General features: G+C 67.2%; 13 protein-coding genes. 7 read left to right on the forward strand and 6 right to left on the reverse strand.

All coding sequences use genetic code 11. The features are described 5' to 3' along the window. Positions 1-78: 78 nt before the first annotated feature. Positions 79-1,353 (reverse strand): MFS transporter, encoded by a 1,275-nt coding sequence (locus tag LH128_RS21190; RefSeq protein WP_008831734.1) that lies wholly within the window; start codon positions 1,351-1,353, stop codon positions 79-81. A gap of 201 nt (positions 1,354-1,554) precedes the next feature. On the opposite strand from LH128_RS21190, the gene LH128_RS21195 reads away from it, so the two are divergent. The 3 genes from LH128_RS21195 to LH128_RS21205 are packed head-to-tail and all read left to right on the forward strand — an operon-like array spanning position 1,555 to position 5,573. Next, positions 1,555-2,622 (forward strand): YeiH family protein, encoded by a 1,068-nt coding sequence (locus LH128_RS21195; protein WP_008831735.1) that lies wholly within the window; start codon positions 1,555-1,557, stop codon positions 2,620-2,622. A gap of 7 nt (positions 2,623-2,629) precedes the next feature. Further along, positions 2,630-4,090, forward strand: coding sequence for a glycerol-3-phosphate dehydrogenase (locus LH128_RS21200; RefSeq protein ID WP_008831736.1), 1,461 nt, complete (start codon positions 2,630-2,632; stop codon positions 4,088-4,090). Between the two features lie 4 nt (positions 4,091-4,094). Further along, entirely contained in the window at positions 4,095-5,573 is a 1,479-nt protein-coding gene (locus LH128_RS21205) for an FGGY family carbohydrate kinase (RefSeq protein ID WP_008831737.1), read from the forward strand. 301 nt (positions 5,574-5,874) lie between these two features. On the opposite strand, the gene ahpF is transcribed toward LH128_RS21205, so the two are convergent. The 5 genes from ahpF to LH128_RS21230 all read right to left on the reverse strand — a co-directional run bounded on the left by ahpF (position 5,875) and on the right by LH128_RS21230 (position 11,820). Further along, on the reverse strand, positions 5,875-7,476 hold the full coding sequence (ahpF, locus tag LH128_RS21210; protein ID WP_008831738.1) for an alkyl hydroperoxide reductase subunit F: 1,602 nt from the start codon (positions 7,474-7,476) through the stop codon (positions 5,875-5,877). A gap of 194 nt (positions 7,477-7,670) precedes the next feature. Continuing rightward, a complete protein-coding gene (gene ahpC / locus LH128_RS21215) occupies positions 7,671-8,237 on the reverse strand; it encodes an alkyl hydroperoxide reductase subunit C (protein ID WP_008831739.1) in 567 nt (188 codons plus the stop codon). A 466-nt stretch (positions 8,238-8,703) separates the two neighbouring features. Beyond that, positions 8,704-9,687 carry an alpha/beta hydrolase gene (locus LH128_RS21220; RefSeq protein ID WP_008831740.1) on the reverse strand — a complete coding sequence of 328 codons (984 nt, stop codon included), beginning with the start codon at positions 9,685-9,687 and terminating at the stop codon, positions 8,704-8,706. Positions 9,688-9,689: 2 nt separating this feature from the next. Then, complete coding sequence (locus tag LH128_RS21225; protein ID WP_008831741.1) at positions 9,690-10,970, reverse strand: MFS transporter; 1,281 nt, start codon at positions 10,968-10,970, stop codon at positions 9,690-9,692. A 52-nt stretch (positions 10,971-11,022) separates the two neighbouring features. Further along, a complete protein-coding gene (locus LH128_RS21230) occupies positions 11,023-11,820 on the reverse strand; it encodes a 2-keto-4-pentenoate hydratase (protein WP_008831742.1) in 798 nt (265 codons plus the stop codon). A gap of 293 nt (positions 11,821-12,113) precedes the next feature. Here LH128_RS21230 and LH128_RS21235 point away from each other — a divergent pair, with 293 nt between their 5' ends. The 4 genes from LH128_RS21235 to LH128_RS21250 all read left to right on the forward strand — a co-directional run. Further along, positions 12,114-13,130 (forward strand): LacI family DNA-binding transcriptional regulator, encoded by a 1,017-nt coding sequence (locus tag LH128_RS21235; RefSeq protein WP_008831743.1) that lies wholly within the window; start codon positions 12,114-12,116, stop codon positions 13,128-13,130. 291 nt (positions 13,131-13,421) lie between these two features. Next, positions 13,422-14,258 carry a 5-dehydro-4-deoxy-D-glucuronate isomerase gene (gene kduI, locus LH128_RS21240; protein ID WP_008831744.1) on the forward strand — a complete coding sequence of 279 codons (837 nt, stop codon included), beginning with the start codon at positions 13,422-13,424 and terminating at the stop codon, positions 14,256-14,258. Positions 14,259-14,349: 91 nt separating this feature from the next. After that, positions 14,350-15,105: a 2-dehydro-3-deoxy-D-gluconate 5-dehydrogenase KduD gene (kduD, locus tag LH128_RS21245; RefSeq protein ID WP_008831745.1), complete on the forward strand. Its 756-nt coding sequence runs from the start codon at positions 14,350-14,352 to the stop codon at positions 15,103-15,105. After that, positions 15,105-15,628: PfkB family carbohydrate kinase (locus LH128_RS21250; protein ID WP_008831746.1), on the forward strand; the 524-nt coding region annotated here is incomplete at its 3' end. The genes kduD and LH128_RS21250, both read left to right, overlap by 1 nt.

The following is a 15,628-nucleotide window of genomic DNA, read 5'->3' on the forward strand; positions in this document are numbered from 1 at the left end:
CCACCTCGCGTCAGGGCGCCCCAACGAAAGCGATCGCCTCAAGCACTGCCAGCGATCCCGGCCTTCGCCGGGACGACGTCAACCTTCGGCCGCCGCCAGCTTCGGCTGCATCAGGTGGATGTAGGCCGTCGCCACCAGATAGGCCGCGCCGCACACCACGAACAGCGGGCCGTAGCCGAGGCCCGATTTCAGCGACCAGCCCGCGAACTCGATGATCCCGGTCCCGGTCAGGTTCCCCGCCACCGCGCCCAGCGCGATGACGGTGGCCATGCGGCGCGCCGGGATGATCTCGGTCGCCATGCCGAAGATGTTGGTGGAGAAGCCCTGATGCGCGAACAGGCCGAGGCCGATGCACACGGCCGCCACCCACGGATTACTCGCCAGCAGCGCCAGCGGCATCACCAGCACGACGAGGGCATAAGCCAGCATCGAGCCCTTGCGCGCGAGGTTCATCGAGACCCCGCGCAGCAGCAGTGCCGGGTAAAGCGCGCCCGAGGATACCGCGCCGAGCGCCGCGAGGATGAAGATCACCGCGATCGGCCAGCCCAGCTCGCCCTGGCTGAGATTGAACTGGCGCGCGAAGAAATCGGGCGTCCAGAACAGCACGAACCACCAGACGAGATCGGTGAAGGCCTTGGCCCCGATGACCGTCCAACTGCGGCGGTCGGACAGGATCGCGCCCCATTCGACCTTGCCGCGTGTCGTCGCGGCCTGTCCCGCGATGGGCGTCAGCTTCGCGGTGTTGAGCTTCCACAAGGCCAGCCACACAAGGCCCAGCCCGCCGGTGACGAGGAACGCGGCCTTCCATCCGAACGCCATCGCGAAAGGCGGGATGATGAGCGGGGTGAGGATCGCGCCGATGTTGGGCGCGGTGTTGATGATGCCGATGCCGACCGAGCGGCGCGCGGCGGGCAGGTAGATCGCCGCGGTCTTCATCGCGGCGGGGGTGTTGACCGATTCGGCGGTCGCCAGCACGGCACGGGCGATCACGAATTGCTGCACGCTGGCGGCCAGCGCATGGGCCATCCCCGCAAGGCTCCACAAGGCCACGGCGAAACCGTACGCGAAGCGCACGCCGAAGCGGTCGACGAACCAGCCCACGCCGAGCAGCGAAGCCGCCGCCGCCAGCTGGAAGATCGAGCCGAGATGCGCGAACTGCTGGTCGTCCCAGTGGAACTCCGCTTCCAGCATCGGCTTGAGCAGCGCCAGCACCTGCCGGTCGACGTAGTTCAGCGCCGTCGCGAAAAAGATCAGCGCAATCAATATGTTCTGCGCGCGGATAGCGGCGCGGCCGGAGTCGGGCGCCGGGGGAGGGGCGTGCTCGGGCACGGCCGTCTGTTGATGGATGGTCATTCTCGCTCTCCCCTATCCCGCCGTTTCGTCGGCGGCAATTCTTCCTGCCCCCTCGCGCAAAGCTCTTGCTCCGCTGCGTGGGTGGTCATAAGGATGGATATGACAACGTAGGACATACGGCAAGCATCTTCATCGAAGATGCGCCAAACAAGAAGCAAGCATCTTCGTCAAATGAGAGATGCGGCGAAAGGACGGGGATCAGTGAGCGCAGAACACGCAGGCGACCTTTACGGCGAGATGTTCCTCGCCCAGCTGGACGGCCCCGCCGCGAAGCCGAGCCGTATCGAGATATGGAAGACGCTCTGGCCGGGCCTCGCCATCTGCGGCATCGCCAGCATCGCCGCCGCCTGGCTTTCCGAGCACTACGGCGCGCCGATCATCCTGATGGGCCTGCTGATCGGCCTCGCCTTGAACTTCGTGACCAGCGAGAAGCGCACGCATCCGGGGCTCGATTTCGCCTCCAAGGCCTGCCTGCGCTGGGGCATCGTCGTGCTCGGCACGCAAGTGACGCTGGCGCAGATCGTGGCGCTCGGCCCGGTGCCATTCCTGGCGCTGCTGATGGTGATGGCCGCCGCAATGGGTGCGGCGCTGCTGGTGGCGCGGGCGACCGGCGCCTCGACCGCGATCGGCATCCTTGCAGGCGGCGCGACGGCGATCTGCGGGGCTTCCGCCGCGCTGGCGCTGTTCGGCGTTCTGGGGGCGAAGCGGATCAGCCAGGCGCAGTTCGCGCTGACCTTGGTGGTGATCTCGATGGCGAGCGCGATCGCCATGTCGTTCTATCCGCCGCTCGCAGGGCTGATGCACCTCGACGACCGGCAGGCGGGGTTCCTGATCGGCGCCTCGATTCACGACGTCGCGCAGGCGATCGGCGGCGGCTATGCCTATTCGGACATCGCGGGCAGCTACGCCACCATCGTCAAGCTCTCCCGCGTGGCGCTGCTGGCGCCGATCGTCGCGGTCGTCTCGCTGATGTACACGGACGAGGATGCCGGGGAGCGCCACTGGATCCGGAAACTTGCGATGCCCTGGTTCATTACCCTGTTTCTGGCGGTGGTGGTGCTCAATTCGCTGGTGACGATCCCGGCTTTCGTGGTCCACCTGAACCTGACGCTGTCGAAGACGCTGCTGCTGCTGGCGGTGACGGCCACTGCGATGCGCTCGCGCCTCGATCTGGTGATGCAGATGGGCTGGCGCGCGGCGATGCCGGTGGTGGCGGCGACTTTGGCTTCGCTGGTGGTCGCCATGGCCTTCAGCATGATGATCTTGTGAGCTTTTAATGACCGAAATCTACGACATCGCGATCATTGGCGGCGGCGTGAACGGCTGCGGCATCGCGCGCGATGCCGCCGGGCGGGGCGCCAAGGTGCTGGTGCTGGAGCAGGGCGATCTGGCGGGCGGCACCTCGTCCGCCTCGACCAAGCTGATCCACGGGGGCCTCCGCTATCTGGAGCACTACGAGTTCGCCCTCGTGCGCGAGGCGCTGACCGAGCGGGAGCGGTTGTGGCGGATCGCCCCGCACATCATCCACCCGATGCGCTTCGTGCTGCCGCATGTGAAGGGACTGCGCCCGCGCTGGCTGCTGCGCCTCGGCCTGTTCCTCTACGACCACATCGGCGGCCGCAAGGCGCTGCCCGCGACCGAGAGCATCGACCTGCACCGGCACCCGGCGGGCAAACCGCTCAAGCCGGGGTTCGGCAAGGCTTTCGTCTATTCCGACGGCTGGGTGGACGATGCGCGGCTGGTGGTCCTGAACGCCCGCGACGCGGCGGACCGGGGCGCGACGATCCTGACCCGCACTGGCGTGGAGAAGCTGGAGCGCGAGGGCGGCGTCTGGACCATCCACACGTCCGGCGGCACGTTCCGCGCGAAGGCGGTGGTGAACGCGGCGGGGCCATCGGTGCTCGACCTCGTCGGCCGCGCCGGTGAGCGCACCAAGCGCGCGATGCGGCTGGTGCGCGGCTCGCACATCGTCGTGCCGCGACTTTTCGAGCATCCTTACGCCTACTTCTTCCAGATCCCCGACGGGCGCATCTTCTTCGCGATCCCCTACCAGCACGACTTCACCCTGATCGGCACCACCGACCGCGACCACACCGGCCCGCTGAGCGAGGTGAAGGCGAGCGAGGAGGAAATCGCCTACTTGTGCGAGGCGGCCAATGCCTACTTCGCCAAGTCGATCACCCCGGCCGATGTGGTGTGGACTTATTCCGGCGTGCGCCCGCTGGTGGACGACGGCTCCGGCAAGCCCGAGGCGGCGACGCGCGGCTACGACTTCGACCTTGATCTGGACGGGGAGGGCGGTGCGCCGTTCCTCTCGGTGTTCGGCGGCAAGATCACGACCTATCGTCATCTCGCCAAGGATGCGGTGGAGAAGCTGCAGCCGCTGGTCCCGGCGCTCTCCGGCAAGGACTGGACCGCCACCGCGCCGCTCCCCGGCGGCGATTTCGCGATGGGTGCGATCGATGCGCTGAAGGCCGACCTCGCGCGCGAATACCCGCGCCTCGATGCGGCGACGCTGGACCGCGTGGCGCGGGCCTATGGCACGAAGGCGCGGGAATGGCTGGCGGTGGACCCGGGCGAGGACTTCGGCCACGGCCTGACCGGGGCGGAGGTCGATTACCTCAAGGCCAACGAATGGGCGCGGACGGCCGAGGACGTGCTGTGGCGCCGCACGAAGCTGGGCCTCCGGCTCGACGCGGCACAAGCCGCGCGACTGCAAACATACATGGGTGAGTGAGCAAGTGAACGGCGAACACATTCTGGTCCTCGACGAAGGGACCACCTCGACGCGGGCGATCGTCTACGGCGCGGACGGCAGGGTCCTGCACGTCGCGCAGCAGGAACTGACACAGCATTATCCCGCCCCCGGCCGCGTCGAGCACGATGCCGCCGAGATATGGGACAAGACCCTCGCCTGCGCGCGCGAGGTCATCGGCAAGGTCGGCGGCGCGGACCGCATCGCCGCGCTCGGCATAACCAACCAGCGCGAGACGGTGGTGGCCTGGGATCGCCAGACCGGCGAGCCGATCACCCGCGCCATCGTCTGGCAGGACCGCCGCACCGCCGAGATGTGTGCTACGCTGCGCGATGGCGGGCATGAGGCGATGCTGCAGGAGCGGACGGGCCTTGTCGTCGATCCGTACTTCTCCGGGACCAAGATGCGCTGGGTGCTCGACAACGTGCCCGAGGCGCGTGCGCTCGGCGAGCGGCTGGCGCTGGGGACGGTGGAGAGCTGGCTGGTCTGGAAGCTGACCGGGGGCTTGCAGGTCACCGATGCCAGCAACGCCAGCCGTACGCAGTTGATGGCGCTGGACGGCGCGGACTGGGACGACGACCTGCTCGGCCTGTTCGGGGTGCCGCGCAGCGCGCTGGGCCGGATCGTCGATACGGCGGGGACGGTGGGCACTTGCGATCCCGAACTGCTCGGCGCGCCGATCCCGATCAGCGGGCTTGCGGGCGACCAGCAGGCGGCGACGATCGGCCAGCACTGCCTCAAGGCGGGTCAGACCAAGGCCACTTTCGGCACCGGGGCCTTCATCCTCACCAACATGGGCGAGACCCTGCCGCGTTCCTCGCATCGGCTGCTCGGCACGGTGCTGTGCCAGCAGGGCGGGCGGCGGACATATGCGCTGGAAGGCTCGATCTTCGTGGCGGGGAGCCTCATCAAGTGGCTGCGTGACGAACTCGGCGTGATCCGAACGGCGGCGGAAAGCGAGACGCTGGCGCGCGCGGTGGCGGACAATGGCGGGGTGCTGTTCCTGCCCGCGCTGGCGGGGCTGGGCGCGCCGCACTGGCAGCCGGATGCCAAGGGCGTCGTCACCGGGCTCACGCAAGGGACCAGCCGGGCGCATATCGTGCGCGCGGCGATGGAATCGATGGCGCACCAGTGCCACGATCTGCAGGCCGCTTTCGCCGCCGACGGCGCGGCGTGGACCTCGCTGCGCATCGACGGCGGGATGAGCGCCAACGACTGGATGGCGCAGGATCTGGCCGACGTGCTCGCGCTGCCCGTGGAGCGGCCTGCGGATATCGAGACGACCGCTCTGGGCGCGGCGATGCTGGCGGGGGTCGGGGTTGGCCTCCATGCCTCGCTGGAGGACGCGGTGGCGATGGGCAGCGCGTCGAAGCGGTTCGCGCCGGATATGGACGGGGCGGTGCGCTCGGGGCGTATCGCGATGTGGGAGGCGGGGCTGAAGCGGCATATCGACGGGGTGGGGTGAGGCTTCGTTCAAACTGCCTTGGGCGCTTTCGTCGTCCCGGACTTACTCCGGGACCGCTGGCCGTGAACGGCCCATGTTGCAGCGCGCGCCTGCGAGCTATCGCCTCAAGATATGCCAGCGGTCCCGGAGCAAGTCCGGGACGACGATGAGCACTGCGGGGGCTTCGACAAGCTCAGCCTGAGCGGAATGGAGAGAACACCTCTAAAACCGCTCAGGCTGAGCTTGTCGAAGCCCCATCCGCACACGAAAAACGGGCGGGAATCTCGCGATCCCCGCCCGCCTCTCGTTGGAACGCTGAAGCTCAGGCCGCCTGCTGAGCCGCCTGCGCGATCTCCTCGGGAGCCTCGTTGCGGATCAGGTAATCGAATGCGGACAGCGCCGCCTTCGACCCTTCGCCCATGGCGATGATGATCTGCTTGTAAGGCACCGTGGTCACGTCTCCCGCCGCGAACACGCCGGGCAGGTTGGTGGCGGCCTTCTCGTCGATCACGATCTCGCCGCGCGCCGTCAGTTCCACGCCGGAGTCCTTCAGCCATTCGGTGTTGGGCACCAGCCCGATCTGGACGAACACGCCTTCCAGCTCGACCTTGCGCTCTTCGCCCGAATTACGGTCCTTGTAGACCAGCGCGTTGACCTTCTCGCCGTCGCCTTCGACCTCGGTGGTCTGGGCGCTGGTGAAGATATCGACGTTCTTCATCGACTTCAGCTTGTCGACCAGAACCTGGTCGGCGCGCAGCTTGGCGTCGAATTCGATCAGCGTCACGTGGCCAACGATGTTGGCAAGGTCGATCGCCGCCTCGACGCCCGAGTTGCCGCCGCCGATCACCGCCACGCGCTTGCCTTTGAACAGCGGGCCGTCGCAGTGCGGGCAATAGGCCACGCCCTTGTTCTTGTACTCGGCCTCGCCGGGCACGCCGAGGTTCCGCCAGCGCGCGCCGGTGGTCAGCACCACCGAGCGGGCTTTCAGCGAAGCGCCGTTGGCGAACACGACTTCGTGATAGCCGCCGAGTTCCGTCGCCGGGATCAGCTTTTCGGCGCGCTGCAGGTTCATCACGTCGATGTCGTATTCAGCGACGTGCGATTCCAGCGCGGCGGCGAGCTTCGGGCCCTCGGTGTAGGGAACCGAGATGAAGTTCTCGATACCCATGGTGTCCTGCACCTGACCGCCGAAGCGCTCGGCCGCGATACCGGTGCTGAAGCCCTTGCGCGCGGTGTAGACCGAGGCTGCGGCACCAGCGGGACCACCGCCGACGACGAGCACCTCGAAAGGCTTCTTCTCGGCCAGCTTGGCGGCGGCCTTGGCGTCGGCGCCGGTGTCGAGCTTGCCGAGGATTTCCTCGATGCTCATCTTGCCCGAACCCCACATCGCGCCGTTCAGGAAGACGGCGGGCACGGCCATCACGCCGCGCTCCTCGACCTCCGCCTGGAACGTGCCGCCTTCGATCAGGGTCACGTCGGCGTGCGGGTTGTTGAGCGCGATCAGCGTCAGCGCCTGCACCACGTCGGGGCAGTTGTGGCACGAGAGCGAGAAGTACATCTCGAACGTCAGCGAGCCTTCGAGGGCCTTGGCCTGCTCCAGAACTTCGTCCGAGACCTTGGGCGGGTGGCCGCCGGTCCACAGCAGGGCAAGGACGAGCGAGGTGAATTCATGGCCGAGCGGCAGTCCGGCGAAACGTACCCAGGCGCTGGCGTCGCTGGCGCGGCGGATGATGAAGCTGGGGCGGCGCGCATCGTCGCCGTCGAAAGTGGCGGTGACCTTGTCCGAGAGCGAGGCGATGGTGGTCAGCAGCTCGCGGGTCTCGGTGGACTTTGCGTCATCGCCAAGGGAGGCGACGAGCTCGATCGGCTCGCGCAGCATGCCGAGATATTGCGAGAGCTGTTGCTTCAGGTTGGCGTCGAGCATGAGTCAGGTTTCCTTTGTTGGGAATCCTCCCTGCGAAGCGGGGAGGGGGACCATCCGAAGGATGGTGGAGGGGGGCGGGGCGGTCCCGTCTGCAATGCGACGTCTGCGGCCCTGCGGCCCGCCCCCTCCGTCAGCCCCTTGCGGGGCTGCTACCTCTCCATGGCCTGCGGCCACGGGGAGGATTTGCAGGGGTCTTAGATCTTGCCGACGAGGTCGAGCGAGGGAGCCAGCGTGGCTTCGCCTTCTTCCCACTTGGCCGGGCAGACCTGGCCGGGGTGCTCGCGCCAGTACTTGGCGGCCTTGATCTTGCGGACCAGTTCCTTGGCGTTGCGGCCCACGCCCTCGGGGGTGATTTCGACCAGCTGGATCACGCCGTCCGGATCGACCACGAAGGTCGCGCGATCAGCCAGGCCGACGCCTTCGCGCAGCACGCCGAAGTTGTTGGCAAGGTTGTGGTTCTGGTCGCCGAGGAAGGCGTAGGTGCACTTGCCGATGGCGTCCGAGGTGTCGTGCCATGCCTTGTGGCTGAAGTGCGTGTCGGTCGAAACGCCGAACACTTCGACGCCCAGGCCCTGAAGCGTTGCGTATTCGCCCGCGAGGTCTTCCAGCTCGGTCGGGCACACGAAGGTGAAGTCCGCCGGGTAGAAGAAGAACACGGCCCACTTGCCCGCGATGTCGCCTTCGGTGACGTCGAAGAAGTCCTTACCGGCCTGGAAGGCGGTGTTCTTGAACGGCTTGATGGTGCTGCCGACGATACCCATGGATGTAGTTCCCTCAGTTGGGTGGTTGAAACTGGTGAAGCTCAGATAGGCCGGGGGTGTGACGATTGTAAGCACGATGATCCGATTGGGCTCATCGGTTCAGGCGATCAATCGGAGATGGATTGTGCAGCTCTGTCGATGAGATGTGCAAGAGAGGAGGGCGCGTACGTCGTCCCGGACTTGATCCGGGACCGCTGGCCGTGACCAGCCCACCTTGCTTCGCAAGCAGCGCGCCCCGAGGGGGTGATCAACTTTGACGGTATCATTGTCATTCCCGCGAAGGCGGGAACCCATCTCCTGACGGCGCCTGTTGCACGGACATCAGATGGGTCCCCACCATCGCGGGATGACGAATGGTGCTTCAGTCAAATACGACCACGTTTCAGGCGCGTGCTCGCGCGCAGGGCGTTCCCACGAAAGGTGGGCCGGTCACGGTCAGCGGTCCCGGGTCGAGCCCGGGACGACGTCAGCCGAGCCCCACGCGGCTCGCCCAGTCGAGCCAGAGGCCCGGCCATGCGGCCACCGGCTTGCCCGCGATGTTCCACAAGTTGAACCCGTGCCCGCCCTCGGCGAAGAGGTGCAGGTCCACGCTCACCCCCGCCTTTCTCAGCGCCGCGCGCAGGCGCAGCGAGTTCTCGACGGGCACCGTGGCGTCATCCTCGGCATGGACGACGAAGTGCGGCGGGCTTTCGGGCGTCACGTTGCGATCCACCGAACGCGCCGCCTCGACGGCGGGCGTCGGGTTCGGGCCGAGCAGCTTCTCGCGCGATCCGGCATGGGCGATGGCGCGGTCCATGCTCACCACCGGATAGAGCGGCGCGGCGCAGAACGGCCGGGCGGAGAGCCTGTCCGCCGCGTCCACCGGCGCGTAGGCGGGAAATGCGAAGCGGCTGGCAAGGTCGGCGCACAAGTGGCCGCCCGCCGACGATCCCATCACCGCCACCCGCTCGGGCACGATGCCGTAGGCGGCCGCCTTCGCGCGGATCAGCCGCATGGCGCGTTGGGCGTCTGCGAGCGGGGTGTTGGAGCGGTCCTGCCAGCCCTCGCCGGGCAGGCGGTAGGTCAGCACGAAGGCGGTGTAGCCGTGCTCGGTCAGCCACTGCGCGACCTGGATGCCGCCCTTGTCGAATGATTCCTCGCGGTAGCCGCCGCCGGGGATTACCAGCAGCGCCGCGCCGTTGGGATACTTCGGGCGGAAAGCAGTGATGCGCGGCCGGGCGATCCCCGCGATCACGCGGTCGGGCTGGGCGGGGTTGGCGGAACGCTCGGTGGCGATCTCCACCGGCAGCGGGGAAGGGGCTCCCGGCGGCGTGCCGGGCCAGAGGTCGATGACCTCGCCGGTCTCGTGAAACGGACGCGGCGGGGGCGTCTGCGCCCCCGTCGCCGGTATCGTGCGGATCACCGAAGCCGCGAGGGCTCCGGCGAACAGAGCCCTGCGGTCGATTGCCATGGTCAGACCCGCGCCTGCGCCAGACGCGGGCTGAGGACGTGGACCGCCAGCAACGCGATCAGGTAGGCGCTCGCGCAGATCGCGAAGAGCACCTCGTAGCTATGCGTGGCGTCGAGGATGTAGCCCGCGAACAGCGCCATGCCCATGCCGCCGAAGGCGCCCACGGTACCGCCGATGCCGACCACCGAGCCCACCGCGCCGCGCGGGAACACGTCGGACGGCAGGGTGTAGAGGTTGGCCGAGAACGCCTGGTGCGCCGCCGTGGCAAGGCCGATCACCAGCACCGCGACCCACACGTTGTCGACGCCCTGCACGAACCAGATCGGCAGCACGCACAGCGCCGAGAGCAGCATCGTCGCCTTGCGCGCGAAGTTCGGGGTGCGCCCCGCCTTGATGAGCTTCGAGGACATCCAGCCGCCCGCGATGCTGCCCACGTCCGAGATCAGGTAGATCGCGGCGAGCGGCAGGCCGAAGGTCTTGAGGTCGAGGTCGTAGCGCTCGAACAGGTAGCCGGGCAGCCAGAACAGGAAGAACCACCAGATCGGGTCGATCAGGAACTTGCCCAGCGCATAGGCCCAGGTCTCCTTGACCACCAGCAGGCGGCTCCAGCCGATCTTCTCGACCGGGTCGGCGGGGTCCTGCTTGATGTAGGCGAGTTCGGCCGCGGTGACGCGCGGATGCTCGTCCGGGTGGCGGTAGACGGCCCACCACACGGCGAGCCAGATGATGCCGAACAGGCCGGTGACGAAGAACGCCATGCGCCAGTCGAACCACAGTACCAGCAGCGGCACGAGCAGCGGGGTGACGATCGCGCCGACGTTGGCGCCCGCGTTGAACACGCCGATCGCGAAGGCGCGCTCCTTCTGCGGGAACCAGTCGGTGACGGCGCGGATACCGGCCGGGAAGTTGCCCGATTCGCCGACGCCGAGGCCGAAGCGCGCCATCGCGAACGAGGTCAGCCCGGTGGCGAAACCGTGCGCCATGTGGCTCACCGTCCAGATGACGATGGCGACGGTGTAGCCGAGGCGCGCGCCGAGCGTGTCGACGATCTTGCCGAACGACAGGTAGCCGACCGCGTAGGCCAGCTGGAACCAGAACACGATCCCCGCGAAGTCGGACTCGGACCAGTGGAACTCCGCCGACAGCGTCGGCTTGAGCACCCCGATCATCTGACGGTCGACGTAGTTGATGGCGGTTGCCGCGAACAGCAGCGCCACCACGACCCAGCGATAGCGCCCGACTTTTGCCGTCTGGCCTACCGTACCGCCGGTTCCTGCATCCATTTCCCTACTCCCTTGCGACCGTCTTGTTCGTGTGCCGCTCTAATTGGTTCTGTCAGGCGGGTTTTGCCGCGACGATGCCGCAGGCTACCGTACCGTGGCCCGCGAAAGTCGCCAGTACCTGCTGGCCGGGCACGACCTCGTGAACCCCGGTGACAGCGCCGGTCGAGACCCAGGTGCCGCCGCTGCAGTCGATCCCGCGCGCGACAAGGTTGCCGAGCAGGAAGCGCACCGCGCCCAGTGGCCCGTCGAGCATTGTCGCCGTGGTGGCCTCGCCCGCCGTCTCGCCGTCGATGTCGAGGCGGACGGTGATCGCGTTGAAGTCGATCGTTTCCCAGCCTTCGAGCACCGGCCCGATGACCATGCCGTAATTGTTGCCGTAGTCGGAGACGGTCACCGGCGGCCCGTCCGCGTTGATGCGCGGGTAAGGCGAACTGGCGACCTCGATGCCGATGTGCACCGCGTCGAGGACCGCGCGGGTGGCCGCGTCGTCCTGCGGCACCGTGCCGTCCCAGCCTGCCGCGACGTGAAGCAGGAACTCCGCCTCGCCCGCCGCGAAACCGTCGGCGAAGACGGGCATCTCGGGCGATTCGCCCGCTGCCACCGTCACCACGCTGTCGGTGAAGATCGGCCCGGCCAGACGGTTCGCGCCCAGTTGTCCGTCAAGCGGCGGGTTGATCTTGCCGACCTTCCAGCCGGCGACCTCGCGCCCGTCGAAGGCGAGGGCGAAATCCTGGATCGCATAGCCGCCGCCGAGGTCGGTGGGGGCTTGTCCGGGATAGGAATCCAATGCGCGCTTCTCGCGCCGCGCCGTCACGAATGCTTCGGCGACTGCCTTTGCCGTGTCTGTCAAAACAATCCCCACACCCAAGAATACCGTGCTTCGGCCAGTTCGGCGCTGGATTACCGGCGACACCGGTGTCATCCAAACGCCCATCCTGACCCATCTGTACAGAGTGTCCGCTCTGTCGGATTGGTCACCCGCCGGTACGCCCTGCGAGCGTTCCGGCATCTTTCCATCCTATGCAAATGCACAGGCGATGGAATGGTAACCGGTGTCATCTTGCCTTTCGTCCCGCTTGAAGGCAAGCCGGAAAAATTCGGCCCATCGACCAACGCGCCGACGCAAGACCATAAGGACGCCGCATGGCAGAAGGCCAGAAACCCACGATCAACGACGTTGCGCGCATTTCCGGCGTGTCCAAGAAGACGGTGAGCCGGGTCATCAACAAGTCGCCGCTGCTGGGCGAGGCGACGCGAAAGAAGGTGGAGGCGGTGATCGCCGAACTGGGTTTCGTCCCGAACCTTCAGGCCCGAGCGCTGGCGATGGGGCGCAATTTCCTGATCGGCCTGATTCACGACAACCCGAACGCGCAGATGGTGCTGGGGGTGCAGGAGGGCATTCTCGACACCATTCGCGACACCGAGTTCGCGCTCGTCGTCCATCCGGTGAACCGCCATTCGCCGACGCTGGCCGACGATATCCGCCGCTTCATCGAGCAGCAGCGGCTTTACGGCGTGATGCTCCTGCCACCGCTGTCGGAGCGCGACGATCTCGCCGAACTGTGCCGCGATCTCGGCTGCACGCTCGTGCGCATGGGCTCGGCGAGGCTCGACGACGACGAACATCTCGTCGCCTCGAACGACCGGCAGGCGGTGAGCGAGGCGGTCGGCTGGCTCGTGGAGCTGGGCCACACGCGAATCGGCTTTGTCGCCGGGCCGGAGGGCTTCCGCTCCGCCAACGAGCGCGAACAGGGCTTCCTCGACGGCCTCGCGGCGGCGGGCCTGACGCTCGACCCGGCGATCGCGGCGCGGGGCACCTACCGCTTCGAATCGGGCAAGGCGGCGGGCGAGAAGCTGCTGTCGGCCGCCGAACCGCCCACCGCCGTGTTCTCCAGCAATGACGAGATGGCAGCGGGCATCCTCCACGCCGCGCGCGAGCGGGGGCTGAACGTGCCCGAAGACCTGTCGATCATCGGCTTCGACGATACCGCCACTGCCGCGCACATCTGGCCGCCGCTGACGACGGTGCGCTGGCCGATCCGCACGATGGCGAGCACGGCGGCGGCGAAGCTGATTCGCCCGGCCTCGGCGGCGTCGGAGCCTTCGTTCTTCCTCTCGGACCTGATCCGGCGCGCGTCGGCGGTGCCCTATCGGTCATAGGCGGATCGTCATCCCAGCGAAGGCTGGGACCGGTGGCCTTGAATGCCCACCTTCGCAGCGCATGCCTGCTGGGGCTTCGACAAGCACAGCCTGAGCAGATTGAGAGCAGGTCTTTAAATCCCGCTCAGGCTGAGCTTGTCGAAGCCTCAGCAGCAAACGCGCGCCTAAAGACAGCCAGCGGTCCCAGCCTTCGCTGGGATGACGAGTTTTGAAGCGTCTTTTAAACCTCGTTGACACCGGTTACCTAAAGCGGATACGAAAGTCGCCAAGACCTGAACGGGAGAGTTCACAGTGTTCTGCAAGACGTACCACGCCACCCATCCGGACATGATGGAGTGTGTCTCCAACGAAGAACTGCGCGACCGTTACCTGGTCACCGGCATGTTCAAGGCCGGCGAGGTCAACCTCAACTACTCGCACAACGAGCGCTTCATCATCGGCGGCGCGGTTCCGGGCGCTGAGCCGCTTGCCCTGCCGCTGCAGACCGTCCCCAAGAGCGCAGAGGGCAAGTCCTTCTTCGAGCGCCGCGAGGCCGGCATCACCAACATCGGCGGACCGGGCGCGATCACCGTCGACGGCCAGCGCTTCGAGATGAAGAACAAGGAATGCCTCTACGTCCCCATGGGCACGAACGAGGTGATCTTCGAGGGTGAGGGCGCGCGCTTCTACATCGCCTCGGTTCCCGCTCACAAGGCGCTGCCGATCAAGCATATCACGCTCGATCAGGCCAACCCGCTGGCGCGCGGCGACCTCGCCAACTCGAACCAGCGCACGATCTACCAGCTGGTGATCCCCGGCGTGTGCGAGAGCGCGCAGCTGCTGCTCGGCCTGACCGTGCTGGAAGAAGGCTCGGTCTGGAACACCATGCCGCCGCACCTCCACGACCGCCGCTCGGAAATCTACCTGTACTTCGAGCTGCCCGAAGAGAACGACCGCATCTTCCACTACATGGGCGAGCCGGACCAGATGCGTCACATCGTCATCGCCAACGAAGAGGCCGTCATCAGCCCGCCGTGGTCGATCCACATGGGTTCGGGCACCAAGAAGTATGCGTTCATCTGGGCGATGGGCGGCGAGAACCTCGACTACACCGACATGAACGTGCTGGACATCTGCCAGCTCCAGTAGGAGCTGGCCCCGCACCGAAGGCAACGACGAATAATCAGGGACGCCGCACGCTGGTATCGCGTGACGGCGTCCGCAGTGGCGAGATGGTATTATGGCAATTTCCTTCGACCTGACGGGCAAGACCGCGCTCGTCACCGGCGCCAACACCGGCATCGGCCAGGCCATCGCCGTCGCGCTGGCAGAGGCGGGCGCCGACGTCGCCGTGGCAGGCCGCTCGGAGCCGACCGAAACGCTGGCGCTGATCGCCGCGACGGGCCGCAAGGCGGTCAACATCAAGGCCGACCTGTCCAGCATCGAGCCGGTCCAGCGCGTCATCGACGAAGCGGTGGCGGGTCTCGGCAAGGTCGACATCCTCGTCAACAACGCGGGCATCATCCGCCGCGACGACCTGCTGCAGTTCTCCGAGGAGGACTGGGACGCGGTGATAGACACCAACCTCAAGACCCTGTTCTTCCTCAGCCAGGCGGCGGCGAAGGGCATGACCGAACGTGGCTACGGCAAGATCGTCAACATCGCCTCGCTGCTGACCTTCCAGGGCGGCATCCGCGTGCCCAGCTATGCGGCGGCGAAGTCGGGCGTCTCCGGCGTCACCAAGGCGATGGCGAACGAACTGGCGCCCAGGGGTGTGCAGGTCAACGCGATTGCGCCGGGCTATATCACCACCAACAACACCGCTGCGCTATCCGCCGACGAGACGCGCAACCGCCAGATCCTCGAGCGCATCCCGACCGGCCGCTGGGGCCGTCCCGAGGATATCGCGGGCGCCGCCGTGTTCCTCGCCTCGCAGGCATCGGACTACGTGACGGGTCAGGTCCTCGCCGTCGACGGCGGCTGGCTGGCGCGCTGATGACCGATAGCGCTTCTGGCCACGTCGTCACTTTCGGCGAAGTCCTGCTGCGCTTCGCCACGCCGGGTGCTCGGCTGATGGTGCAGTGCGATGCGCTGGACATGGTCGTCGGCGGGGCCGAGGCCAATGTCGCGGCGGGGCTCGCCTCGCTGGGCCATGGCGTGAAGATGCTGACGCGCCTGCCGTCCAGTCCGCTGGGCGACAAGGCGCGCGCAGCCCTCGCCGCCGCCGGGATCGATACCGCCCATGTGGGCCGCGCAAACGGCCGCATGGGCCTCTACTTCCTCGAGAGCGGAGCAGGCCTGAGGCCCTCGTCGATCACTTACGATCGCGCGGGTTCCGTGTTCGCAACCTCCAAGGCGGACCAGTTCGACTTCGCCTCCGCGCTCGAGGGCGCCCGACTGCTCCACCTGTCGGGCATCACGCCGGCGCTCGGCCCCGGAGGCGTCGCGCTTGCGCAAGCCGCCGTCGCCGCGGCGACAAGCGCCGGCGTGCCTGTCTGTTTCGACGGCAATTACCGCGC

It is taken from the genome of Sphingomonas sp. LH128 (assembly GCF_000293195.2).
Classification (GTDB): domain Bacteria; phylum Pseudomonadota; class Alphaproteobacteria; order Sphingomonadales; family Sphingomonadaceae; genus Novosphingobium; species Novosphingobium resinovorum_A.